We start from the raw sequence: 25009 nt of genomic DNA, 5'->3' as shown, positions 1-25009 counted from the left end.
TCCCGAACGACAACAAACACGCAAACGAACCTGAGACCGACGCCATGAGCACGCCTCTGAAGACCCTGATCACGAAACTGAACCCGCTGTGCCGGCACGCGACCGAGCGCGCGGCGAGCGCGTGCCTGGCGCGCGGCCACTACGAGGTCGATCTGGAGCACCTGTTCCTCGCGCTGCTCGACGAGGCGACGGGCGACCTGCCGCTCGCGCTGCGCGCGAGCCGCGTCGATCCGCACGCGCTGCACGCCGATCTCGAACGCGAACTCACGCGCCTGAAGACGGGCAACACGCGCACGCCGGTGTTCTCCGTCCATCTGATCGCGCTGTTCGAGCAGGCATGGCTGATCGCGTCGCTCGATTCGCAGCTCGGCCGCATCCGCTCGGGGCACCTGTTGCTCGCGCTGCTGACCGCGCCAGATCTCGCGCAGTTCGCGCAACGGATGTCGTCGCGGTTCGCGGAAATGAACGTGACGGACCTGAAGCACAAGTTCGACGAAATCATGGCCGGCTCGAGCGAAGCCGAGCCGCGCCAGGCGGACGACGACGGCAGCGACGTCGCGCCGGCCGCCGACGGCATGGCGCCCGCGGCCGGCCCGTCGAAGACGCCCGCGCTCGACACGTACACGACCAACCTCACGCAGCGCGCGCGCGACGGCAAGATCGATCCGGTGATCGGCCGCGAAGCGGAGATTCGCCAGGCGATCGACATCCTGATGCGCCGCCGCCAGAACAACCCGATCATGACCGGCGAGGCCGGCGTCGGCAAAACGGCGGTCGTCGAAGGGCTCGCGCTGCGCATCGCGGCCGACGACGTGCCGCCGCCGTTGCGCGGCGTCGCGCTGCACGTGCTCGACATGGGGCTGCTGCAGGCCGGCGCGAGCGTGAAGGGCGAGTTCGAGAACCGGCTGAAGAGCGTGATCGACGAGGTGAAGAAGAGCGCGCACCCGATCATCCTGTTCATCGACGAGGCGCACACGATCATCGGCGCGGGCGGCCAGGCCGGCCAGAACGATGCGGCGAACCTGCTGAAGCCGGCGCTCGCGCGCGGCGAGCTGCGCACGATCGCCGCGACGACGTGGAGCGAATACAAGAAGTACTTCGAGAAGGATGCGGCGCTCGCGCGGCGCTTCCAGGTGGTGAAGGTCGAGGAGCCGAGCGAGCCGCTCGCAGCCGCGATGCTGCGCGGGATGTCGGGCCTGATGGAGAAGCATTTCAACGTGCGGATCCTCGACGATGCGATCACCGAGGCCGTGCGCCTGTCGCACCGCTACATCAGCGGCCGCCAGCTGCCGGACAAGGCGATCAGCGTGCTCGACACCGCGTGCGCGAAGGTCGCGCTCGCGCACAGCGCGACGCCGGCCGCGATCGACGACACGAAGAAGCGCATCGAGCGCATCGATGCGGAAATCGCGTCGCTGGCGCGCGAGGCGGCGGGCGGCGCGGCGCACGACGAGCGGCTCGGCGAGTTGCGCGCCGCGCGCGACACGGCGCTCGAACAACTGGCGAAGGATGAAGAACGCTACGAAGCCGAGCGCGTGATCGTCGCCGAGATCACCGAGCTGCGCGACACGCTCGACAAGGCGCGCGGCCCGTCGGAAGACGGCGAACCGGTCGATGTGCACGCCACGCGCGAGAAGCTGGCCGAACGCGTTGCCGCGCTGCATGCGCTGCAGGGCGGCGAGCCGATGGTGCCGCTGCAGGTGGACGGCCACGTCGTCGCCGAGATCGTCGCCGCGTGGACGGGCATCCCGCTCGGCCGGATGGTGAAGGACGAGATCGACACCGTGCTGAACCTGCAGCCGCTGCTCGCCGCGCGCGTGATCGGGCAGGACCATGCATTGGAGGCGATCGCGCAGCGCGTGCGCACCGCGACCGCGAACCTCGAGGATCCGAACAAGCCGCGCGGCGTGTTCATGTTCGTCGGGCCGTCGGGCGTCGGCAAGACCGAGACGGCGCTGGCGCTGGCCGACATCCTGTACGGCGGCGAGCGCAAGATGGTCACGATCAACATGAGCGAGTACCAGGAAGCGCACAGCGTGTCGGGCCTGAAGGGCTCGCCGCCGGGCTACGTCGGTTACGGCGAGGGCGGCGTGCTGACCGAGGCCGTGCGCCGCAACCCGTATTCCGTCGTGCTGCTCGACGAGGTCGAGAAGGCGCACCCCGACGTGCTCGAGATGTTCTTCCAGGTGTTCGACAAGGGCACGATGGACGACGCGGAAGGGCGCGAGATCGACTTCCGCAACACGCTGATCATCCTGACGTCGAACGTCGGCTCGGCCGCGGTGATGCAGGCGTGCCTGAACAAGCCGGCCGAGGAGCTGCCCGATCCGGACGCGCTCGCCGAGACGCTGCGTCCGCAGCTGTACAAGACCTTCAAGCCGGCGTTCCTCGGCCGGATGAAGGTCGTGCCGTACTATCCGATCTCCGACGACGTGCTGGCCGAGATCATCGAGCTGAAGCTCGAACGCATCCGGCGCCGGATCGACGCGAACCACAAGGCCGCGTTCGAATGGGACGAGTCGCTCGTCGACGCGGTGCTCGCGCGCTGCACCGAGGTCGATTCGGGCGCCCGCAACGTCGACCACATCCTGAACGGCACGCTGCTGCCGGAGATCGCGGGCCACGTGCTCGGCCGGATCGCCGACGGCGCGGCCATCGCGCGCATCGCGGTGCGCGCGGACGAGGCCGGCGAATTCGCGTACACCGTCGAATGAGCGCGGCCGCGCCCAGTCAAGCATTGATGAACTGACCGAACCATGCCGATCAATCTCCCCGAGCTGCTGACGCCGATCAGCGATGCGTCGCCCAGCGGCGACGACCTGCTGTTTTCGAACGAATTCGACGCGATCCAGGACGCGCGGCGCTACGACGACCCGACGCTCGACCAGGGCGAATGGGTGACCGAGATCAAGGAGGCCGACTGGGGCTTCGTCGTCGACCATGCGGGCGAGCTGCTGCGCACGCGCACGAAGGACCTGCGGCTCGCCGTGTGGCTGACCGAGGCGCTTGCGCTCGAGGACGGCATCACGGGCCTCACCGAAGGCTATGCGCTGCTCGAGGGCCTGTGCCGCGACTTCTGGGACACCTTCCACCCGCTGCCCGAGGACGACGACATCGAGCACCGGCTCGGCAACGTCGCGTGGCTGTCCGGCCGCACGGCCGAGCTGCTGCGCGCGGTGCCGCTGACGGACGGCGCGTCGAACGCGTTCAGCACGCTCGACTGGGAAGTCGCGCAGCACGTCGCGCAGGCGATCAGGCGCGACCCCGAACACGCGGACGACATCGCGCGCGGCAAACCGTCGATCGAGCAGATCGATGCGTCGCGGCGCGTGACGTCGATCGCGTTCTACACGGCGCTGCTGGCGAACCTGAAGGCGTTCGAATTCGCGCTCGATGCATTCGAGGAGCGGCTCGTCGAGCGCGCGGGCGATTCGGCGCCGAGCTTCCGGCAGGCGCGCGATGCGTTCGAGACCGTGTACCGGCTCGCCGAGCGCTTCGCGCGCGAACAGGGTTATACGGGCAGCGCGCCGCACACGCAGGCGGCGCCGCAGGCGCAGCCCGAACGCATCGAGCCGGTGTTCGGCCAGCCGATCCAGACCGAGGAGACTCACGTGCAGCAGCAGACCGCTTCGCGTCCTCCGGTGACGCAGACGATCGCCGGCATCCAGAACCGCGCGCAAGCCGTCGACCAGTTGCGCGCGGTGGCGCGCTATTTCCGCCAGACCGAGCCGCACAGCCCGGTCGCGTATCTGGCCGACAAGGCGGCCGAATGGGCCGACATGCCGCTGCACAAGTGGCTCGAGAGCGTCGTGAAGGACGACGGCTCGCTGTCGCATATTCGCGAGCTGCTGGGGGTGCGGCCCGACGAGCAGTCGTGAAGGACCGTTGTTTGACCTGAGAGCGCGGGCCCGGCGGGCTCGTGATGAACGAGAAGAAGGGTGACGCATGAACGTGACCGAACTGGCACAGGCGATTCGTGGCGGCCTGATCCAGCAGGATCGGCTGCTGAAGACGGACATCCCGTCGCTGCCGAACAATGCGCTCGTGCCGCGTCGCGCCGTAACCCGTTCGGCGCTCGGCCGTGATTTCAGCGTAACGCTCGATCTGGTGTCCACCGCGAGCGACGTCGAGCTCAAGACGCTGATCGCGCAGCCGATGACGCTGTGGATCCGGCAGGCGGACATGTCGTATCTGCCGATCAACGGCTATATCCACACGGCGCGGCGGCTCGGCGCCGACGGCAGCCTGTCGAGCTACCAGCTGAGCTTCGCGTCGTGGATGCACTTCCTCAAGTTCCGCAGCGACATGCGGTACTGGCAGGACCAGCCGGTCGACGCGATTCTCGCCGACGTGTTCGACACGCATCCGCAGGCCAGGGGGCGATACCAGTTCGCGTTGTCGAAACCGTTGCCGTCCCGCTCGTATTGCCGCCAGAGCGAAACCGACTGGAACTTCGTGCATCGGCTGATGGAGGACGAAGGGCTGTTTGGCTTCTGGCGGCACAGTGAAGACGGGAAGGTGCACACGTTCGTCATCACCGACGATCTGCATACGGTCGACGCGCTGTCGCCGAATACCGTCAGGTTCGATCGTTCGGGCAGCGGCACCGAGACTGCCGGTTTCACGCGATGGACCGCGTCGCGGACCTTGCAAAGCACGCTGCACACGACGCGCACGTTCGACTACAAGTCGCCGTCGGCGGCGGGCAATCCGAACGGCACGTCGCTGCCGACGAAGGCTGATCAGGGCGACCTGCCGGGTCAGGCGGAAATCTACGAATACACCGGCGCGTACACGTATTCGGGCCAGGACCGCGGCGAACACTTGTCGAAGATTCGCCTCGAGGAATGGGAATCACGTGCGAAGCGTTTCTTCGGCGTGGGCGGCGTGCGTTCGATTGACGCCGGCCGGCGTTTCACCCTCGTCGATCATCCCGAGCACGATCGCGATGCGGCGAGCGACCGCGAGTTCGCGGCCATCGGCGTCACGCGTTACATCGAGAACAATCTGCCGGTCTCGGATCACGAAGCGAGCTTCCCTCATAGCTTGCAGGCCGAGCTGGCCCAGGTGAAGGCTGGTCGCGGGGAAGTGGCGGCGTTCGAGGTCGGGCATGACGACGGCTCGGCCGGTTTCTATCTCGTCGAGGTCGAGGCGCAGCGCGCGAGCGTGCCGTATCGGAGCCCGTTCGAGCATCGGAAGCCCGAGATGCAACTCGAGACGGCGATCGTCGTGGGCCCGAAGGGCGAAGAGGTCTATACGGATGAACTGAACCGGATCAAGGTCATGTTCGTGTGGGACCGGCAGAGCGAAGGCCGAGAGACGGCATCGTGCTGGATGCGCGTCGTGCAGTCGGATACCGGTGGCGGTTACGGCGGTGTGCATATTCCACGCGTCGGCGAGGAAGTGCTGATCGGCTATATCGGTGGCGACTGCGACCGGCCGATCGTCATGCATCGTGTCTACAACGGTGTTGCCAAGCCGCAATGGCATAGCGACGGGATCCTGTCGGGCTTCCGGTCGAAGGAATATGCGGGATCGGGGCACAACGAGATGGTGCTCGACGACGCGACCGGGCAGAACCGCGCGCGCCTGTTCAGCAGCAGCGGGAATTCGCTGCTTCATCTCGGCTATCTGATCGAGCAAAACGGGAATACGCGCGGTGCGTATCTTGGCTCCGGTTTCGATCTGCGCACGGATGCGTACGGTGCGATGCGTGCCGGGCAAGGCCTGTACGTGACGACGCATCCGAAGCGGGCGAACAGTCAGCCGCTGGACGTGAGTGAAGCGAAGCAGCAGCTTGCCACTGCGGAAGGATTGATCGAGTCGATGTCGCAGGTCAGCGAAATGCATCAGGCGGAGAGTCTCGGCGCGGGGCACGACGCGCTGAAGCAATTTACTGACGCGACACAGAACAACGTGGCGGGCGCGACGACCGGCGGCGGCAGGACCGCAGGCGGCGGGACGGGCAACGCGAATGCGTTCAAGGAGCCGGCGATGCTGTTCGCGAGCCCGGCGGGGATCGGGGTGGCGTCGCAGCAGTCGGTGCATGTGGCCAGCGACCGGCAGACCAATATCGTCAGTGGGCAGAGCACGTTCATCACCAGCGGGAAATCGCTGATCGCCGGCATCCGGGATCGCATCAGCCTGTTCGCGCAGAATGCCGGGATGAAGCTGCTCGCCGGGAAGGGCAAGGTCGAAGTCCAGGCGCACATGGACAACGTCGAACTCACGGCGCAGAAGACCGTGAAGGTGATGGCGGCGACAGAGGCTGTCGACGTGGCTGCGAAGCAGGAGATATTGCTGACGTCGGGTGGCGCCTATATCCGCATCAAGGGCGGCAGCATCGAGATTCACGCACCGGGGAAAGTCGATTTCAAGGGCGCGCAGCACCAGTTCGCCGGGCCGACGAGCATGCCGTATACGCTGCCTGCTCTTCCAGTGTTGGTGACGCCACAGGTGTATAGCCAGCGCGTTGAAGTCAAGCGGATGTTGGGTCAGGAATTCGGCATTCCGCTCGGACGTGTGCCTTACGCGTTCAAGGATGAATCAGGCGCAGTCGTGAGTAGTGGATTGTTGGATTCGAACGGCATGACGAGCCGTGTTTTTACTCGAAACGAATCGAACTTGAAGCTGTATGTGGGCGATGACCCGTGGCGAATGTTTATCGACTCGGCCCACTTCGCCGAACACGACGACACGACACAGGTTTAAGGATTGCAGACAATGGCGACCAATTCTGACGACGCACCAACGCGACTGTTCCCGCCGAGCGAGCAAGGGGACAATATCGACGATGTGAAGGCAAATGCCCCCAACGACATGGGTGTAACGGAGGCAATGCCATTTGACTCCAATGCTGTGGAGGCTGGGCCGGCGCATCAGCAGGAACAAATGACCGAATCTTCCGCGGTCTCGTCGGTGCCGCCTGCCGCCGACCGGAATACGCCGATCGATCAAGCTGTCCAGAGCATCCCGGCTGCGCAAAGTGCTTTGGATGGCGTAGATAAGGGGGATGCAAACAGCAAGACGAGTGAACAGCAGACGGAACAGGCTGATGCAGTCACTTTGCCAAAAATCGAATGCCGTTTCATTGGCCTTGACGGTAGCCCGATTGATGGATTGAGATATCGACTGCAGTCGGGAAGTACCATCGTCGATGGCGTAACCGACTCTGATGGACTGGCGGCACCAGTCAGCATTTATGCACCCGGCGCGGATTGCTCCATCTCAGTCAAGACGGACGCCGGCGCTTATAAGCAGGTGGCGGGTTTCACGGTTCCCAGCGTGGACAGTACGATCACGATGATGAGCCCGAGTATGCTCCTCAAGACGTCGACCCAGTTGCATGGCGGAGCGGAGGACGATGTGCACAAGGAGCCTCCATCGCAAACCCAAGTGGATGATGGCGGTGTGGAAGCTCATCCCGCGTATGCAGACGATGCTGGTAGAGGTACGCTGCAAAAGACACCGGTCTCGACTGCCTCAGCTGCGTCGGGCGGTGCGGCAACCTCCCCACCTCCCGCAGGTGCGTCGACTTCGCCGATGGATGCGACAGCTGCGCAATCCACCGGTACTGCTGCGAGCCCCGCGGCCACTCAATCGCCGGGAATGTCGTCAGGGGCGGCGAATACATCGTCTACGCGGACGGCTTCCGCCACTCAGCCGACGCCAGTGAATAAGCCGTCGACGAGTACGAGGACATCGATGGCTAAGCCGGCCGGAACGAAGGGAGGGGCCGGCAGGACACCCACTGCGTCGACCGTTGCGACAAAGCGAGATTCGGTCGGACATCCACAGGCGCAGCCGGAAGAGACGTGGAGCGATTGGGCCGGGCATAAGATCAATGCTGCTTGGCATTTCATCGAGAACTGGCTCGGGATGGATACGAACCCAGTCGCGGGAGAATCGCCAGGCTCAGCGAGGCCCGCAGCGTCCGCTTCTTCGACCGCTTCTGAGCAAGCCGCAAAGGTCGATCTTGGCGCAGTCGCAAAGAAGATGAGCGACATCGCTGAGGAGCAGACGACATATGCGATGCCATCGTCGTCCACGGTCGTGAACCTCAAGCAGATTGCAGACGGCACAATCCAGTATGGAACCAAGGAAACGAAGAAGTCGCGTGGTCAGTGCTATATGTACGTTAAGGTCGCGCTCTGGAAAGCAAACGCGATCAAATTCGTCCGCGAAAAGAACGGTACGTTTGCCGGAGCAGGCGGCAGCTATGCGAAGGTGGCCGGAGCATTTCTGGAGTCGCAGGGTTTCGTCAATGTTACGAGCCAATTGCCCGACGCGCGTTGGGCATTGCCCGGCGACGTGATCGTATACCACGTGATGGGCGATGCTGAAACCGCCGACGGGAAAGGCCAACCAGGTCATATCGACATCCGTACGTATCACTATTATGTCAGCGATTTCAAGCGCAATTATCTATGTGTCAGTGGTGCCGGTCCTGGTAAGACCCGGCACTTTTATGAACCGATTGGAATCTACAGGAAACAAGGCTTCAGTGACCCGCTGCCGCTTGCGCGCATGAAGGCATTCCTGAAGATCATCCGCAGCCGGGAAGCGAAGACGTTCCTTGAACTGGCTGGGGACGCGAAGACGTATTACGCGTCCCAGGGCGTCTACACTCTGTCAGGTGCGCTCAAGGATTTGTCGACGTACCCAGATGGCGCGCGTCATCAAGGCGCGTATCAGATGACTAAAGCTGCATGGCTCGCCGGGCAGCGACCGGAGCAGGGTGCTTTGCCTGCCGACTTTCAGCCCGCTACCCAGGATCGCTACGCGGTGTTTTTAATGGAGGGGCATCCTGGCCGCTTCGACAAGAGCGGTCAGCCGCAACCCACGGCTCTTGGTTACGTCAGAACGGGCGAGATCGAGAAAGCCGTAGCATTGCTGCGCAACGAATGGGCATGTATGCCTGGCACGAGTCAAGATCAAGGCTACACAATGGCGCAACTCAAGGCCGATTTCGATAAGTATGTTAAGGAGTTCAGTAATTGAAACTGCGTGCGTCGTTGTTCCTGTCGATATCGATGCTGGCCTGGTGCGCGGCATCGGAGGCTCAGGTGGCTCGCGTTGCAGCGGCGGACGCCGCGCAGATCGAGGCGACCGTCAAGCAATACTACTCACTGTCACACGCTGACGCGTCGTGCCGTTTCAGCCGTACCGACGACAACGGCATGCCGCTGGACCCCCGCGTGCATCACCGCGCGTATCGCGACGCGCAGTATACGAGGACATTCAAGACGGTCTTTTCTCATGCACTGTTTGCGCTGATGAAAAGAACGTGCGTCGATTCCGACAAGGTGACTGGAATGCTCGACGTACGCTTGTCCGACTCCGAGATCGACAGCGATCCATCGAACTATGGCAACGACGTGCGAATGAAGGTGACGCGTCCCGTGAGGATACTGGCTGCGGATCCATCGCGCGTCCGAGTCCGTGTCGACTGGTCCGAGATGGTGAAGGGCGCCCGCAAGCCTTATTCGGTGGGGCGCTCGGACGTCATCCTCGTCAAGGAAGGCGACGCTTGGTTGATCGACGACGTTTATTCACTGGGTGTGGCGGATGGACCGCCGTCGCAGCTCGATATGTCGATCCAGGATTTCGAGCAGTCGCCGGGCGTTGTCCGTCTGCGTGGGAACGCGCCGTAGCGCATGGTGAGCGGCGTGCTGAGGTCGCCCTCACAAGGTGGTGGCTGCCCCCAAGCCCCCCGCAACCCGCTGCCCGATCCCGGGATTCGATCGTGCGCATTGCGAGCGTCCAGTCGAGTAGCCCGTGATCTCATTCGCGCCCGGCCGGCAGATCGCCAAAATCAGGCAAGACCCGGCCGGCGCGCAATGCAACGTTCATGTCCATCGTCAAGCGTCGAACACGGGCCCGCACAATCGCCGCCCCCGTTACTGCCCCACCCGGAACTCGATCCGCCGATTCCTTGCCCTGCCATCCGCCGTATCGTTCGGCGCGATCGGCTGATCCGGGCCCACCCCCGTCGTCGTCATCTGCTGCGGCGGAATGCTCTTCGTGATCAGATACCCCTTCACCGCATCCGCGCGCGCCTGGCTCAGCGCGATGTTCGACGTCCGGTTCCCCGAGTTGTCGGTGTGGCCGATGATGTCGACCGTGCGGTTCTGCATCTTCGCGAGCGCGGCCGCCATCTGGTCGAGGATCAGCTTGCCCTGCGGCGTCAGCGTCGCGCTGCCGGTCTCGAACTCGATCGTCCGGTTCGCGAGCGTCTGGTCGAGCACGCCCTGTTCGGACGCCGACACGCGTAGCCCGTTCTTGATCGTGTACGTCGGGTTCAGCGTGTTCGCCATGTCGCTCGCGAGCTGCTGGCGCTGCGCCTCGTTGTGCACCTCGCCCTTCATCTCGATCTGCGTGCCGTTGATCTTCAACTGGCCCTTGCTGATCTGCTTGAGCTGCGCGCCGAGCAGCTTCTGCACGTTCGCGCTCCAGTTCGGCGGCGTCGCGACGTCGCCCACCTCGATCTGGTCGACGACGTTCGTCGCGCCGTAGGTGTCGCGCAGCTTCTGCAGCACGGCCGCCTTGGTCGCCTCGTCGGGCACCTTGCCGCCCACCACCACCTGGCCGGGCGTCGCGTTCGCGGGCGGCGGCGCGATCGTGGCGGCGGTGCCGTGCACCACCGTGCCGGATGCGCCGCCGGCGTTCGGACTGGCCTGCGGCAGCGCGGTCGTCGCGACCGTGCCGTTGCCGACCGGCGTGACGGTCGCGCCGGTGTTCTGCGCGAAGGCCGCGCCGCTCGCGACGAGGCCGGCGGCGAACAGTGCGGCGAGGGCGGGCGAGAAGGCGGCCGAAAGACGCGCGCGCCGGGCCTGAATCGTGCGATGCATGCCGTCAGCCTCCGATGAACGCTTCTCGGAACGCGTCGATGGCGACGCGCAGCGAGAGTTGCGGTTGGTCGAGGTAGCTGACGAGCTTGCTGATCTGGTGATCGTTTTGCGCATGGGCGTCGATCCACTCGGGATCGTCGATGTCGATGTTGTGGGCGGCGTAGGTCTGCGGGTCGACGACGCTCAGCAGCGTCTTCGCCGACGCGCCGTTGAAGCCGATGATCAGCCGTTCGCGTTCGGCGATCGTGCCGATGAAGATCGCGAGCTCGAAGTCGGCCTGCGCGACGAACGGCGCGATCAGCTCGAGCCAGAACGCGGCGACGAGGCTGCGGTAGAACGGATCGACCGGCAGCGGCAGCGTGAGGCCGCGTTCGATGTGCGACGAGCCGCTCTGCATCACCGGCCGCAGCAGCGAGCCGAGCGCGAGCATCGCGCCGCGCAGCCGCACCGGGTGACCGCTTTCGAGCAGCATCTGCTGCAGGCCGTACAGCGACTGGTGTTCGACGAAATCGTTGAAGGTGCCGTCATGCGACGTGCCGGGCCCGCCGATGTCGATCGGCACCTGCGTATCGCCGAGCGCCTGCAGCGCGCCGGGCGGCTCGTCCTTGCCGAGCAGCGGCGGGATCTGCGCGGCGACGCGCGACCACAGCCGCGCGAACGCAAGCGGGCTGCGCGCGAGGAACGCGAGCGGCCGGTCGACCTCCAGCGCGGTGGCGCCGAGGAACGGGAAGCGGCGCATCGACACGTCGTGGCTCGCGACCATGTGGCCCGCGATCGCGAGCTTGCTGCGCGAGCCGAGGAACGCGAAATGCATCGGCTTCGCGTCCTCGTAGACGATCTTCCAGCGCGGATCTTCCGCGAGCAGCTCCAGCGCCTGCGCGATCCAGCGATCGAGCGTCTGCAGCAACTGCGGATTGTGCGCGCTCTTCACGAAGTCGCCGCGCGACGGAATCTTGCCGAAGTAGGCGATTTGCGCCTGTACGGTTTGCGTCATTGCGCCCTCTGTGCATTCGTTGCGTTGGCGGCCGCGACGGCCGGCGCGGCGCCCGGCGTGCCGGTGCCGGCTTGCGTCGCGTTCTGCGCGGCGCCCGCGCTCGCGTCGGCGACCGACGACGGCAGCTGCAGGCCGCGCAGGCTCTGCTGCTGCGGCTGGTCACCGCTGCCGGTCGACGGTTGCGACGTGCTGATGATGCGCATCGTCACCGACACGTTCACGCTGCCCTGCGCCCACGTCAGGTCGAACGTGCCGTCCGGACGGCGCTTGCGCTGTGCCGAGTTGATCAGCTTCTCGAGACCGTAGCGGCCCGGCTCGTTGACGAGCTGCACCGTGCGGCCGTCGAAGGTCGTCGCGGACAGCGTCGCGCCCGGCGAGCCCTGCGGGTTCGGCCACACGAAGTTGGTCCACTGCGGCGGCGTGTTGCGGTAGCGCAGTTGCTGGCCGTCGATCGCGATCGTGTATTCCGTCGTGCCCGTGCTCGGTTGCGGCAGGATCTGGAACACGGTCTGCGGCTCGGACGACGCGGCCGCGCTGCCGGCGGCGCCGCCCGCGAGCGGCGCGACCCAGCGTGCGAAGCCGTTCGTGAAGTCCGGCGTGAGCCCGATGCCCATGTCGCCCCACGTGCGGGCGGCGAGCGTGTCGCCGCGGCGCACCGCGAGCGGCCCGAGCGTCGTGCCGACGAACTTCGCGATCGAGCCGTCCGGGCCGAACACCTGCGCGATCTCGCCGGCGCCGGCCTCGACCTTCGCGTTCGCCGCGAACGGGTACTTCGTTGCAAGCGAGTTCTGGAACGGCTGGTAGACCTGCGCGTTCCACACCTTGTTGACTTCGGCGCTGGCCGGCTGGATCACGACCGCGAACGCCTGCATCAGCGGCCGCACCAGCAGCGGGCGCAGCGACTTGCGTTGCGAATCGGTCAGGCCCGTCAGCATCTGCTCGTCGACGAGCTTCAGCGAATCGGCGAGTTCCGAACCGCTGCCGTCGAGCGTTTGCTGCATCAGCTGACGCGCGCCCGGCCCCGGGTCACCCTGGTTCTTGATCACGTTGAAGCGCGTGCGGACCTTCGACAGCGACTCCATGTAGCCCTTCAGCATCGACGTGCCGTCATGCGTCGCGACGATCCGCGCGAGCCCGACGAACTCCTGGCCGATCGGGCCCATCGGCACCTCGGCCGGATTGCCGTTGATGTCGATGTTGGCCGCCGCCATCTGGCCGGCCTGCGAGCGCGTGAACAGTTGCTTGACCCAGTTCACGACGCCCGTCTGCGCCTTCTTGATCGCGACGTTTGCGAGCGACGGGTTGTCCCACGACGTCTGGTCGTACGCGGTCTCGAGGATCTTGCGGATCGGCGAATCCTGCGGGTCGCCCAGGCGGTTCATGCCGTCGACGGCCTGGCCGAAGCTGGTGAAGCCCTGGACCGCGATGCCCTGCATGAACTTCTGCCAGTGCTGCGCGTACTCGGTCTTGTACATGCCGACGAGCGTCTTCTGGATCTGTTCGGGGCTGCCCTCGAGCGTCAGGTCGTCCTGCGTCGACGTGTTGAGCACCCAATCCTTCGCCTGCAGTTCCTTGGTCGCCGCATCGCGGATCGCCGGCTGCACGTAGTCGAACCACGCTTCGCGCGTGAACGTGCCCGGAATCGCGTAGCTGCCTGCCACGAGACCCTGGTTGCCGTCGCCGACGATGCGCGCGATGGTCATCGGCGCGAAGCGGGTCGACGCGCGCGCCTTGATTTCCTCGTACACGCGCTGGCGGGCCGGCATGCCGCGCACGACGCGGCGCAGGTTCTCGCGGGTCTGGTCGACGAGCGCGAGGTTCGCGTCGATCATCGGCCAGTCGTTGTCGTTCACGCGCGACAGGTAGAACGAGATCATGCGCTCGGCGCTCCGGATCATCTCGTCGCGCGGCATGTTGCCGCGATTCGTCTCGAGCCAGCCGCGCCAGAAGCGGGCGAGCTGGTCGGTCAGGTGTGCCTGTTCGACGTGGCGCTTGTCGGACAGCATCAGGTACGTCTTGAGCGCGTTGTACGCGTCCTGCACGTTGGTCGGCGACGCGTCGCTGTAGAGGCCGCCCTGCGGCGCGGCTGCCTGTTGCGGGGCGGCGGCCGGCGCGGTGCCGGACGCGGCCAGCGCGGCGCCCGCCTGCGGCGCGGCGCCTGCCGCGTTCGTCGAGACCGGCATCGTACCGCCCTGCACGGCGCCCGATTCGGGCGGGCGCGTCATCGGCACGAGCTGCTCGGGGTGCGCGTTCACGTCCTTCATGAACGACGCGAGGTTCTGCGACACGGGGGCCAGCAGGATCTGGCGCACGCCGCCGTAGTACTCGGTCAGCAGATGCTGTTCCAGACGGTCGCCCTGGTACAGGCCGAGCGACACCGACAGCGGCTTGTCGCGGCGGAACTGTTCGAGCTGCTCGATCCGGTCCTCGAGGATGTCCATCGCCTGCAGGCGCGACTGCAGGTCGTTGCGGCCCTGCTGCAGGCGCGTGACGTTGTCGAGGTCGGCCTGCACGTTCGCGACGAGCTGCTGGTTGCCGATCGTCGACCAGGTCCAGCCCCCCAGCGCGAGCGCGAGCGCCGCGACGAAGCCGAAGAAGGTCGCGTAGCGCAGCCGCGTCTTGGTCGGGCTCGCGAACTGGCGCACCGTCTGGCGGTCGGCGAAGATCACCTTCGAGAACAGGTCGCGCAGGAAGAAGCCATTCTTCGAGAACGCGCTGTGCGGTTTCGGCAGCGCGCTCGCGTCGAGGCCGAAGCGGTGCGCGATGCGCTGCGCGGCCGCGCTGTTGGTTTCGCCTTCCTGCAGCGCGCTGGTGAAGTAGAAGCCGCGGAAGATCGGCTTGTACTGGAACGGGTTGTTCTCGAACAGCGTCGCGAGGAACGCGCGCAGCGACGGCTTGATCGTCGAGAATTCGAGCGGGAAGCTCAACTGGCCCGGCGACAGCTGGTTGCCGCGCGACAGCGACAGTTGCGCGACGCTGATTTCCTTCAGCCCTTCGTAGAGTTCCTCGAAGTGCGTGTCGAACTGCGCGACGACGTCGCGCTTGTCGTCGGGCTCGTAGGGCAGGGTGGCGCCCCACACGCGGTCGTACTCGTGTTTGTCGCTGCTGCTGAAGAATTCGGTGAAGCCGGTGATCAGGTCGGCCTTCGTGAACATCACGTAGACCGGCGCGAACACTTCCAGCTTTTCCGTCAGCTCCTGAACGCGCTGGCGGAGATTCTTCGCGAGGTTGATCGCGAATTCGGGGCGGTTGCCGGTGAGCTCGGCGATGCTGGCCGTGACGATGATGCCGTTGATCGGCGCCTTCGGGCGGTAGCGCTTGAGCAGCCCGAGGAAGCCGAGCCACTCGCTGCGGTCTTCCTCGTGCACCGAATAGCGGCCGGCCGTGTCGAGCAGGATCCCTTCGGTCGTGAAGAACCAGTCGCAGTTGCGCGTGCCGCCGATGCCGTGGATCACGGCGCTGTTCTTGTCCGCGAACGGGAATTGCAGGCCGGAATTGAGCACGGCGCTGCTCTTGCCCGCGGCCGGGTTGCCGATCACGATGTACCACGGCAGCTCGTACAGCGCGGAGCCGCCCGAGACCTGGCCGATCTTCGACGTCTTGATCGTCTTCACCGCATCCGACAGGCGCGTGCGCAGCACGTCGAGGTCGGCCGTCTTCGCGTCGGGCGCGAGCGCGGCGGCGGCCGGCGCGGCGATCTTGCCGGTTTCCGCCTGCTCTTCCAGCACCTGGCCCAGCTGCCGGTTCGCGCGCTTCACGCGCCAGCGGCGCCACAGCGCGACGGCGAGCCACAGCGCGAGAACCGCCGCGAACGCGATTGCCGCCCACAGGAGCGGCAACTGCAGCATGTCGGCGACGATGAACAGGATGGCCGCTAGCGCGACGATCCCGACGATCGAGAGCGTACGCGGATGAGTCAGCACGTTGAGGATGCGTTGCATAGGACGTTCAGGTTCCGGTGCGATTCGGTGAGGCGACGCAGGCGCGTCGAGCGGCAAGGGTGGCGCCGCGATGTGTCGCCATGCTGTCAAACGGGATGAAGGAGGCTGGCATCAATACGCTCGCGGCATCGGAGAAGGCGCGCGCATTAACGAAAGGACGCTGTGAGATTTAAAACGGAAGCGGCGGCCGGAAAAAATCGCGCACCGGAATGCCCGATTGTTTGCGCCGCCCAAATCGTTTCCTGCCGGGTGATTAAAAAGCCCCATGCCGCCCTCATTATTTCTTGTCCGGCAGCCCTGACTAGCTGCCGCGTCCCAGTTTAAAACCGGGTTTATGGTATTCCACGTGCCCGAGATCCATCATTTTCCATCGGCCGCCCCAGGTCAGGCCGACTTGTTCGGCGACCTGGCCGTACAACTGGTAGCCGCGCATCGCCCACGGGTCTTTCTCGGAAATGACCAGCTTGCCGTCGCGCAGGAATGCGTTGTCCGCCGCCAGCCCGAACTGGTGATAACTCTGGAAGGCTGCCGCGTTGGTCACGTTGCTGCCCATCTGCGCCAGCCGGTTCTGCCGTTCCGGGCTCCGGTAACCTTCCAGCAGCGCCATTTCATAACCGTGCTGTTCGTGCATGATCTTGTAGACCAGCAGCAAACGCGTGCGGAAATCCGGGTCCAGCAGGTTCCAGTCGCGGCTCGCATCCTTCAGCGCCGGGCGGACCTGCTCGACTTCCTTCGTGGCGAAGACTTCCGGCGGCAGCGGCGGCGGCGGCACGAGCTGCTCGCCCTGCAGCAGCGCGGCGATTTTCTCGTCGGGCACGCGCGCCGTGTCGTCGTACTGGAACAATTGCCGGCCGCGTAACGCAATGGCGACCAATGGCGGCGTCGCAAGAATACCTGCCGATACCATAATCATCAAGCGCCGTCGAACCAGTAAATTTTGCACATCGCTTAATGCGCCGCGCGTCACGCTTGCCGATTTAACAATCTGACTGCGCGCGCGCGCGGCGCGATCGTTGGCCCGGCGCGTGAGACGGCCGTGAAACTGGGCAACGGATTCGAAAACGGCCGCCCGGATACCCGGTAAAAGCAACAGTGCCGCAACGGCGACGGCAAGGGCGAAATAGGCGACGAGTGCGACGGCAATCAAAGAAATCCCCGGAAATTGGAATTGATTGTGTTTTGCAATGCTTGCTCTTAGAATCAGGCTGCTTCGAGAGGCCGGGCTATATTATCGCGGTGAATTAAACCAGGATTCAATGAGACGCTGAATGAGTGCGCCGGAAAATTCAAATTCGAAAACTCCGCCCAGCCTGCTGTCCGATACCAAACCGGCAGGCGAGGGAGGACCTCGGCAGTCGCGCATTCTCGCGGATCTGGAAGGGCGTGTCACGCCGCCCGCCGAGCCGCCGCGCCGTTCGCTGAAGGGGCCGATCGCCGCCGTCGTGGCGCTGGTCGTGGCCGTCGGCGGCTGGGGCGCGTGGCGCATGCAGCAGTCGTCGGGCGAACAGCCCGCGGCGGTGGCGGCCGCCACGGCACCCGCGGCGGCGCCAGGCAAGGCCGCCCCGGCCAGCGGCGCCGCCGCGCAGGTCGCGCAGAACGGCGCGTCCGCCGCGCCGGCCGCGCAACCGGCCACGATCGTCAACGACGATTCGGCGTCCCAGACCGTTGCATCGGCGTCCGCCGCTTCCGCCGCGGACAACAGCCGCCTGTCGCGCGCGCTTGCCAACGGCGCCGACGACGCATCGGGCGCGGCCACGGCCGGCGCAGCCGCAACCGCCGCGGCCGCCACGGCGGCGACGGCCAAGTCCGCGAAGGCCGACGCGTCGAAGAGCGCGAAGGTCGCGGCCCACGGCAAGACCGACACGAAGGCGGACACGAAGGCCGACGCCCGCAAGCATCGCAAGGAACAGCAGGCCGAACTCGCGCAGGCGAAGAAGCGCCGCGACGCGACGGCGGCCCGTACCGCGAAGGCCGGCGCGAAGGACGATCCGGATGCCGATCTGCTCGCCGCGCTCGTCGCGCGTACGAAGCCGGCCGACAAGACGCTCGCCGCGCAGAAGGCGCAGGCCGTGTCGACCAAGACGGCGGCGGCGACCGGCGGCTCGCTGGCGTCGCGCGTGAAGGCGTGTTCGGAGCGCGGTTTCTTCGAGGATCAGCTGTGCCGCTGGCGCGTGTGCGACGGCCACTGGGGCAAGGACCCGGCGTGCCCGAGCGCCGCGCAGTCGGAGACGCGCCAGTAGCGCGCGCCGCGCCCGCCGCGACGTGTTGCGTGTCCGCGCCGCCCCGATGGGCGGCGCGTTTGTTTTCGGGGAACGGAAAGCTGCCGGCATGATGCCGCGTGACACTGTCACGCGCGTGTCATGGCCGTCGGGCATACGTCTCCTTTCTTTTCCCGGCGCGGGCCCGCGACCCGCGATGTGCGGCGCGCCGCGCGCCGCACGACCTTCGACACGATGGACCTGATCGTACAGACTTACGGCGCCGATACGTCCGGCATGGTGTGCGGATTCCGCTTCGTTCCGGGCGGCGCCGGCGCGACGCTCGATGCCGACGCGGCCGCCGCATGGCTGCGCACGTGCCGCGAACAGGGCGCGGCCGCACCGGGCGATTTCGTCTGGCTGCACTTCAATCTCGCGCACGGCGCGAGCGAGCGCTGGATGCGCACGCATCTCGGGTTGCCCGACAGCTTCTTCGAATTCCTGCACGAAGGCTCGCGCTCGACGCGCATCGAGCAGGAGGACGGCGCGCTGCGCGCGATCGTCAACGACGTGATGTTCAACCTCGAACTGACGCCGTCGGAGATCGCGACGCTGTTCGTCCACGTCGAGCGGCGCATCATGGTGACCGCGCGGCTCAAGCCGCTGCGCTCGGTCGACACGCTGCGCGCGTGCGTGCGCGACGGCGAGGCGTTCCGGTCGCCCGCGGAGCTGCTCGTGCATCTGCTGCGCGACCAGGCCGACCTGCTGATCCAGATCATGCGGCGCACGAGCGTCGACGTCGACCGCATCGAGGATCGCTTCCTGTCGCAGCGGCTCACGTCGAGCCGCATCGAGCTGGGCGCGATGCGCCGTACGCTGACGCGCCTGCAGCGCATGCTCGCGCCGGAGCCCGGCTCGATCTTCCGGCTGCTCGCGAAGCCGCCCGCGTGGCTGCATACGGAAGACGTGCAGGAATTGCGCGAGTCGACCGAGGAATTCTCGCTGGTGCTCGCCGATCTGGCGGGGCTCAACGAGCGCATCAAGCTGTTGCAGGAAGAGATCGGCTCGCGCCTCGACGAGCAGAACAACCGGACGCTGTTCACGCTGACGCTCGTCACCGTGATCGCGCTGCCGATCAACATCGTCGCCGGGTTCTTCGGGATGAACGTCGGCGGCGTGCCGTTCGCGGAGAACAAGCACGGCTTCTGGCTGATGGTGCTGCTCGTCGCGGGCTTCACCGCGCTGGCCGCGTGGTGGGCGTTCCGGCGCCGCGACGATCGCTAGCGCGGCACCGGGCGTCGCATCGACGCGTCACCGCAGCAGCGCGATCGCGCGTTCGCCGATCACCATCCCGAGCAGGCCGACGAGCGCAACGAGCGGCGGGGCCGGCGAGCGCACGTGCAGCAGCGCGTACAACACGCCGACACCGACGCCTACCGCGAGCGAAATCAGGTAATCCATCATGGCGGTCTCCCGTGTGGTCCGGTATCAGGGTTTGAGGATCACGCGTTCGCGCGCACCGGCCAGCACCGCGCGATACGCATCGTGCGCACGCTCGAGCGGGTACACGTAGCCGTCGCCGATCGGAAACGGCCGCAGCGTGCCGTTGCCGAAGCCGGGCGCGAGCGTGTCGAGGATCCGCGCGACCGCGGCCGCGCCGAGCTGCAGCGAATCGATGCCCACGAACGTGTGCTGGCCGCGATAGAACGCGAAGATGTCGAACGGCACGCTGCGCTCGATCGTCGAGATGAAGATCTGCCGTGCGCCGATCGCCATCGATGCGTTCGCGGCTTCGAAATACGGGCTGCCGACCGTGTTGTAGACGAGGTCCGCGCCGTGGCCGCCGGTCATCTCGCGCACCGCGTCGGCCACCGTCCGGCTCGATGCGTCGATCATGCGGACCTCGCCCGACGCGTGGCCGCGATAGCCGCCCGGGCCGCGCTCGACGCCGATCACGGTCGCGCCGCGCGCGGTGGCGAGCTGGATCGCGGCCTGGCCGACCTTGCCGTTCGCGCCGAACACGAGCACGACGTCGTCGGCCGTCGGCATGCCGGCGCGGCGCAAGCCTTCGTACGCGGTGACGAACGGCACGCCCACGCCGGCCGCCTCGTCGAGCGTCAGCACGGCCGGCTTGCGGCGCACGTGCGCGGCGTCCAGCACGAGCCATTGCGCATGCGAGCCGTCGCGGCCGACGCCGAGATCGCCGCCCGATCCCCACACCGGCGCACCGATCCAGTCGTCCGGGCCGCCGCGTACGATGCCGGCCCAGTCGCGCCCCGGCGTGCGCGGCCACACCGCATGCGGCATGCGGCCGAGCGCGGCCTTCACGTCGCTCGGGTTCACGCCGGCCGCGCGCACCTCGATCAGCATCTGGCCGTCGGCCGGCACGGGCGGCGGAATGTCCCGGACCCGCGCGTCGAGCGACTCGATGTCGGCGGCGGGGGTGTCGAAGCGGATGCTGCGCATGAGATTCTCCATGAACGAGGGCCGCCGCGGCCCGGCGGGCCGGCGCGTGCGGCGGATGAAAGCGATGAAGGCAGTCTAGTGGGCCCGATTTGACGCGGAAACGTGCAAAGGCGGATGATTGCTTTGCGTTTTCCGCACAGCCAGACCCCCCAGGCCCCTGAATGGACGACTTCCTTTCCCCGCACCTCGCGCTGTTCGTCGACGTGGTCGATCAGCAGAGCTTCTCGGCAGCCGCGCGCCGGCTCGGCGTCGCCGCGTCGTCGGTCACGCGGCGCATCGACCGGCTCGAGACGCAGCTCGGTATCCGCCTCCTGCATCGCACCACGCACGCGCTGCGGCCGACCGAGGCCGGGCAGTTGCTGTACGGTCGCGCGACACGGATGCTGGCCGAGCTGCGCGGACTGCAGGAAGACCTGCACAGCCAGCACGACGAACCGGGCGGGCTGCTGCGCATCGACTGTCCGGCGCCGTTCGGCCGGCGGCACCTGATGGGCGCGCTGGCCGCGTTCATGCAGCATCATCCGGCGTTGCAGGTCGATCTCGTGCTGACCGACAGCATGGTCGATCTGCAGGGTGCGCGACTCGGTTCCGACGTCGATCTCGCGGTGCGTATCGGGCCGCTGGAGGACACGCGTTTCGTCGCGACCGTGCTGGCGCCGCAACGGCGCGTGCTGTGCGCGAGCGCGGCCTACCTCGCACGGCGCGGCGAGCCCGAATCGCCCGACGCGCTGGCCGGCCACGACTGTCTCGCGTGGCATGGCGCGCCGCCGCCGGGCGCATGGCGTTTCGGCGAGCGCCGTCACGCGCCCGCGCAGCCGCGGTTTCGCAGCAATCATTCGGAAGCGTTGCGCGAGGCGGCCATCGACGGGCTCGGTCTCGCGCACCTGCCGACCTGGCTCGTGGCGGACGCGCTGCGCGACGGACGGTTGCGCGCGGTGCTGCCGCAGTACGCGGCGGCGCCCGAGCGGGCGACGATCCACGTGTTGCGCCAGCAGGCGCGCGGCAGTGCGCGCACGTCGCGGCTCGTGGCGTTCCTCGCCTCATGGTTCGCGCAGCCGGCGTGGGATGCCGCGTGGGCGTGACCGCGAACGGACGCCGCGCGGCATGAAAAAAAGGGCCTCGCATGCGAGGCCCGTCAACAGGTCGGAGAAACCGGTACGCCGGCCGGCGCCGCGGGTCGCGCGGCACCGGCCGGGTGCGCACCGTTACTGCGTCACTACCTTGCGCGGCTTGAAGATGCCCTGGTAATGCAGCGCCGGGCGTTCCTTCGTCACCGCTTCGATGCCGCCGAAGCTCGGCGTCTGGCGCAGCTTCATCGCGGCCGGCGAAGCGACCGAGCCGATCGACGTCGAGCGCGAGGCCGGCGCGAGGTTGTTCGCGACGAGCAGCGCCGCTTCGCTCTTCAGGTTCGCCAGCAGCACCGGATCGGTCGAGCCGTTGACCTGCGTGAGCACCCCGCTCCAGGCCGCGTCGCTGTAGTTCACGACGTAGTAGTCGAGACCGCTCGGGTCGGCCACCACGCCCGTGCAGCCGTCGATCCGCGTCTGCGCCTGCGTATCCTTCAGCGCGAGCGTCGTGCGTTTCGCGAGACCCTGGCCGTACGCGAGCGTGATCGGCACCGTCCACTGCAGGCCCGGATACGCGTTCTTGTTCGGGAACGGCTGCTGTTTCAGCGTGACGACGGTCTGGTTCTTCGTCAGGTCGCACTGCGTGTCGAGCGAGATCAGCGGCACGCCGGTCTGACGCACGTAGCTGTCGCCGATCGGGCCGACCGCCTGGCCGCTTTCCTTCGACAGCGCATCCCACAGACGCTTCGGCGTCCCGTTGCCGAACGAGTAGTCGACCAGGTACTGCTGCAGCCCCTTGCGAAGCGTCTGCTCGCCGAGATAGTTCTCGAGCGTCTTCAGCACGTGGCCGCCCTTGTCGTACGTGAACGCGCTGGCGCTCAGCACGAAGTCGTTCGACGCCCAGTCGTTGAAGTTCGGCGCGACCGGGAACGCGTTCGGGCCGATGTCACGATTGATCACGCGGTACTTGTTCTTCACCTGGTCGAGCCAGCTGAACTCGTCGGGGAAGAACTGGATCGTCGTCTTGTTCTCGAAGAACGTCGCGAACGACTCGTTGAGCCACACGTTGTCCCACCAGTCGGTCGTCACGAGATCGCCGAACCACTGGTGCGCCACTTCGTGCGTCAGCACTTCATTGCCGTAGCGCGACATCGGCTGGCCCGGCTGCGGCAGGATGTCGTCGGCGAACTCGAGGATCGAGCCCCAGTTCTCCATCCCGCCGAAGTTCAAGTCCTTCTGCTCCTTGAACGCGTCGTTCGCGGCGACCGTGTCGAACTTCGTCAGCGGCAGCGGGATACCCGTGTAGCGGTAGTAGTAGTCGAGCGCCTGCTTGGTGCGGTCCATCGCCGGCTTCGCCCACTCGCTCATGCCCGGCGGCGTGAACACGCGCAGGTGCAGGCTGCCCTTGGCGCCCGGCAGCGGGCTAGTGAAGTCGTCCTCGTAGGTGTCGAACATGCCGCCGCCGAAGAACAGCAGGTACGACGGCATCGGCGGGGTCTTCTCGAACTGCACGAGCTTGTAGCCGCCGCCGACGTTGGTCGACGGCTTCTCGGCCGCGTTCGACACGACGCGCCAGCTTTGCGGCACTTCGGCCGTCACTTCATAGGTCGGGCGGAACGCCGGCTCGTCCCAGCCGGGGAACCACTGGCGCGACAGGTTGGTTTCGCCCTGCGTCAGGATCGCGCCGCTCGTCTTGCCGTCGGTGCCCTTCAGGTCGACGCGGAACACGCCTTCCGCGGCCGAGCAGCCCGGATACGGATCGTCGCCGCAACTGCCGCCGGTCTGATTGACCGGATCGTCATACGACTTGAAGTTGATGATGCCCGACCACTCCATGTGCAGCGAATAGTTGCCCGGTGCGATCGTGCCGGCGACGGGGCGCAACTGGTAGAAGTCGCCCTTGTCCTGCGGCGTCGCGATCAGCTGGATGTTGCCCGGCTGCAGCGTGATGCGGCCGTTCGTGAACTTGATCCGGTGGCCGGCGACCACGATGTTGTTGACCGGCTTGAGCACCTTGATCTCGACGTCGGCGCGGCCGTCGAACGCGTTCAGCGCGTCGTTCGGGCGGAACCACAGCCGGTAGTTCACGGGCACCACGGTGTCCGGCAATTCGACAGGCGAGACGCTCTTGTCGACGTTGGATGCGCTCGGCGGCGCGGTGACGGCGGGCGACGAGCCCGTGTGCGGCGCGCCGGCGGAGCTCAGCGCGGAAGCGGAGCCCGCACCGCCGTCGTCGCCGCCGCAACCGGCGAGCGCGAGTGCGGCGACGAGCGGCAGATAACGCATCTTGCGAATATGAATCGACATGACTGAAACCTCGATCGTTGAAAGAATCGTTCAGTGCTGCGAAAACGCCGGCAAAAGCAATCCCCTCGCCGTTTAATCAACGGCGAAAAAATGGCAATGACGGATTATTCGAAAAGACGGCGGCCGACTACGTGAAGGTAATCATGGTTTACTGCCCCCTCTGAATTTCCGGATGTCGGTTAACTGGCCGGTTCAAAATGGCCGTGCGCGTGTTGTACTGAATTGATTTCGCGCGCACGACACGGGGCCGCACGCCCGGCGCGGGCGCGCAATCCCTTTGAACCGACGACCTACGGGGCTGGCCGGGCCAGGCCGCAGGACGGAAGGACAGCGTGTCGCCGTCCCGGAAATACGCCGTCATGCGGCTTCAAGGTGTGTCGGCTTGCTCCAAGGATGCGTAAATATACTTGATGGTTTTGGGTAAAGGAAACGAAAAATTTAGAAAGAACGTCTATTGAATTTCCGGCGCTTCATTGAACGCTGGAAGTCATTAATGCGCTATCCGTTTGTCTGGCGATTTCGTAGTTTTAATCTATTAACGATCTCGCGGCGCTGCCGAAACTACGAAATCCGGTGAAGGATGGCGCGGTCGGTACAATGCATTGACGACCCGTTCACCGATCACCGCGAGGAGGCCCTTCCATGTCACGCGCCCTGTTCCGTATCGCGCCGCTGCGCGCCGTGCTGCTGCTGTTCGCGGCCGTGTTCCTGCTGGGCGGTTGCGCGGGGTTCACGCGCGAGCCCGTGCGCGTGTCGGTCGCCGGGCTCGACCCGCTCGTCGGGCAGGGCCTCGAGATGCGCTTCAGCCTGAAGTTGCGCGTGCAGAATCCGAACGATGCGCCGATCGACTACGACGGGATCTCGGTCGCGCTCGACCTGAACGGTGCGCCGTTCGCGAGCGGCGTCAGCGATCGGGCGGGCACCGTGCCGCGGTTCGGCGAGGCCGTGCTCGACGTGCCCGTATCGGTATCGGCCTTCGCCGCCGCGCGGCAGGCGTGGAACCTGCCGGGCGCGGCCGCGAACGGCGAGTTGCCGTATGCGCTGCGCGGCCGGCTCGCCGGCAGCGGGCTGGGCGCCGTGCACTTCAACGACGCGGGCACGCTCCGTCTGCCCGCCATGCCGGGGTGGGGCGGCTAGGTCGCCGGGATGCATTCAACGTCGGCTAAATGTGTCGAAAAATTCACCA

16 protein-coding genes are annotated in these 25009 nt (G+C 66.3%); 9 read left to right on the top strand and 7 right to left on the bottom strand.

Translation table 11 applies throughout. From position 1 onward, the window contains the following. Positions 1-44 precede the first annotated feature (44 nt). From tssH to QZM15_RS25710, 5 genes are all read left to right on the top strand, one after another. Positions 45-2714 carry a type VI secretion system ATPase TssH gene (gene tssH, locus QZM15_RS25730; protein WP_302107502.1) on the top strand — a complete coding sequence of 890 codons (2670 nt, stop codon included), beginning with the start codon at positions 45-47 and terminating at the stop codon, positions 2712-2714. A 42-nt stretch (positions 2715-2756) separates the two neighbouring features. After that, positions 2757-3878: a type VI secretion system protein TssA gene (tssA, locus tag QZM15_RS25725; protein ID WP_059577172.1), complete on the top strand. Its 1122-nt coding sequence runs from the start codon at positions 2757-2759 to the stop codon at positions 3876-3878. Positions 3879-3945: 67 nt separating this feature from the next. Further along, a complete protein-coding gene (locus QZM15_RS25720; protein WP_302107501.1) occupies positions 3946-6711 on the top strand; it encodes a type VI secretion system Vgr family protein in 2766 nt (921 codons plus the stop codon). A 12-nt stretch (positions 6712-6723) separates the two neighbouring features. Next, a complete protein-coding gene (locus tag QZM15_RS25715; protein ID WP_260434254.1) occupies positions 6724-9000 on the top strand; it encodes a flagellar hook-length control protein FliK in 2277 nt (758 codons plus the stop codon). After that, a complete protein-coding gene (locus QZM15_RS25710; RefSeq protein WP_249182112.1) occupies positions 8997-9653 on the top strand; it encodes a hypothetical protein in 657 nt (218 codons plus the stop codon). The genes QZM15_RS25715 and QZM15_RS25710 overlap by 4 nt, the downstream gene beginning before the upstream one ends. 246 nt (positions 9654-9899) lie before the next feature. Here the strand turns inward: QZM15_RS25710 and QZM15_RS25705 are convergent, their stop codons facing one another. The 4 genes from QZM15_RS25705 to QZM15_RS25690 form a co-directional block, all read right to left on the bottom strand. Next, positions 9900-10850, bottom strand: coding sequence for an OmpA family protein (locus tag QZM15_RS25705; protein WP_124659041.1), 951 nt, complete (start codon positions 10848-10850; stop codon positions 9900-9902). Between the two features lie 4 nt (positions 10851-10854). Next, positions 10855-11844 (bottom strand): type VI secretion system-associated protein TagF, encoded by a 990-nt coding sequence (gene tagF / locus QZM15_RS25700; protein ID WP_059577148.1) that lies wholly within the window; start codon positions 11842-11844, stop codon positions 10855-10857. Next, positions 11841-15785: a type VI secretion system membrane subunit TssM gene (gene tssM / locus QZM15_RS25695; RefSeq protein WP_099316017.1), complete on the bottom strand. Its 3945-nt coding sequence runs from the start codon at positions 15783-15785 to the stop codon at positions 11841-11843. The genes tagF and tssM overlap by 4 nt, the downstream gene beginning before the upstream one ends. 301 nt (positions 15786-16086) lie before the next feature. Next, complete coding sequence (locus QZM15_RS25690; protein ID WP_059640096.1) at positions 16087-16932, bottom strand: M15 family metallopeptidase; 846 nt, start codon at positions 16930-16932, stop codon at positions 16087-16089. A gap of 121 nt (positions 16933-17053) precedes the next feature. Between QZM15_RS25690 and QZM15_RS25685 the strand changes: the two genes are divergently transcribed. Continuing rightward, positions 17054-18025, top strand: a complete 972-nt coding sequence (locus QZM15_RS25685; protein ID WP_302107500.1) for a phage tail protein — start codon at positions 17054-17056, stop codon at positions 18023-18025. A 213-nt stretch (positions 18026-18238) separates the two neighbouring features. Next, on the top strand, positions 18239-19267 hold the full coding sequence (locus tag QZM15_RS25680) for a transporter (RefSeq protein WP_060315573.1): 1029 nt from the start codon (positions 18239-18241) through the stop codon (positions 19265-19267). A gap of 27 nt (positions 19268-19294) precedes the next feature. Here the strand turns inward: QZM15_RS25680 and QZM15_RS25675 are convergent, their stop codons facing one another. Next, positions 19295-19447 carry a DUF1427 family protein gene (locus tag QZM15_RS25675; protein WP_081083313.1) on the bottom strand — a complete coding sequence of 51 codons (153 nt, stop codon included), beginning with the start codon at positions 19445-19447 and terminating at the stop codon, positions 19295-19297. Between the two features lie 24 nt (positions 19448-19471). Continuing rightward, positions 19472-20449 carry a zinc-binding alcohol dehydrogenase family protein gene (locus QZM15_RS25670; RefSeq protein WP_059640100.1) on the bottom strand — a complete coding sequence of 326 codons (978 nt, stop codon included), beginning with the start codon at positions 20447-20449 and terminating at the stop codon, positions 19472-19474. A gap of 161 nt (positions 20450-20610) precedes the next feature. Between QZM15_RS25670 and QZM15_RS25665 the strand changes: the two genes are divergently transcribed. After that, positions 20611-21531 (top strand): LysR family transcriptional regulator, encoded by a 921-nt coding sequence (locus QZM15_RS25665; RefSeq protein WP_302107499.1) that lies wholly within the window; start codon positions 20611-20613, stop codon positions 21529-21531. Positions 21532-21654: 123 nt separating this feature from the next. Here the strand turns inward: QZM15_RS25665 and QZM15_RS25660 are convergent, their stop codons facing one another. Then, on the bottom strand, positions 21655-23823 hold the full coding sequence (locus tag QZM15_RS25660; RefSeq protein WP_059577131.1) for a M1 family metallopeptidase: 2169 nt from the start codon (positions 23821-23823) through the stop codon (positions 21655-21657). 642 nt (positions 23824-24465) lie between these two features. Here QZM15_RS25660 and QZM15_RS25655 point away from each other — a divergent pair. Continuing rightward, complete coding sequence (locus QZM15_RS25655; protein WP_059577128.1) at positions 24466-24960, top strand: LEA type 2 family protein; 495 nt, start codon at positions 24466-24468, stop codon at positions 24958-24960. Positions 24961-25009 lie beyond the last annotated feature (49 nt).

The sequence above is a fragment of the Burkholderia sp. AU44665 genome (assembly GCF_030504405.1).
GTDB lineage: Bacteria > Pseudomonadota > Gammaproteobacteria > Burkholderiales > Burkholderiaceae > Burkholderia > Burkholderia semiarida.
This window is presented reverse-complemented; position numbering and strand designations above follow the sequence as displayed.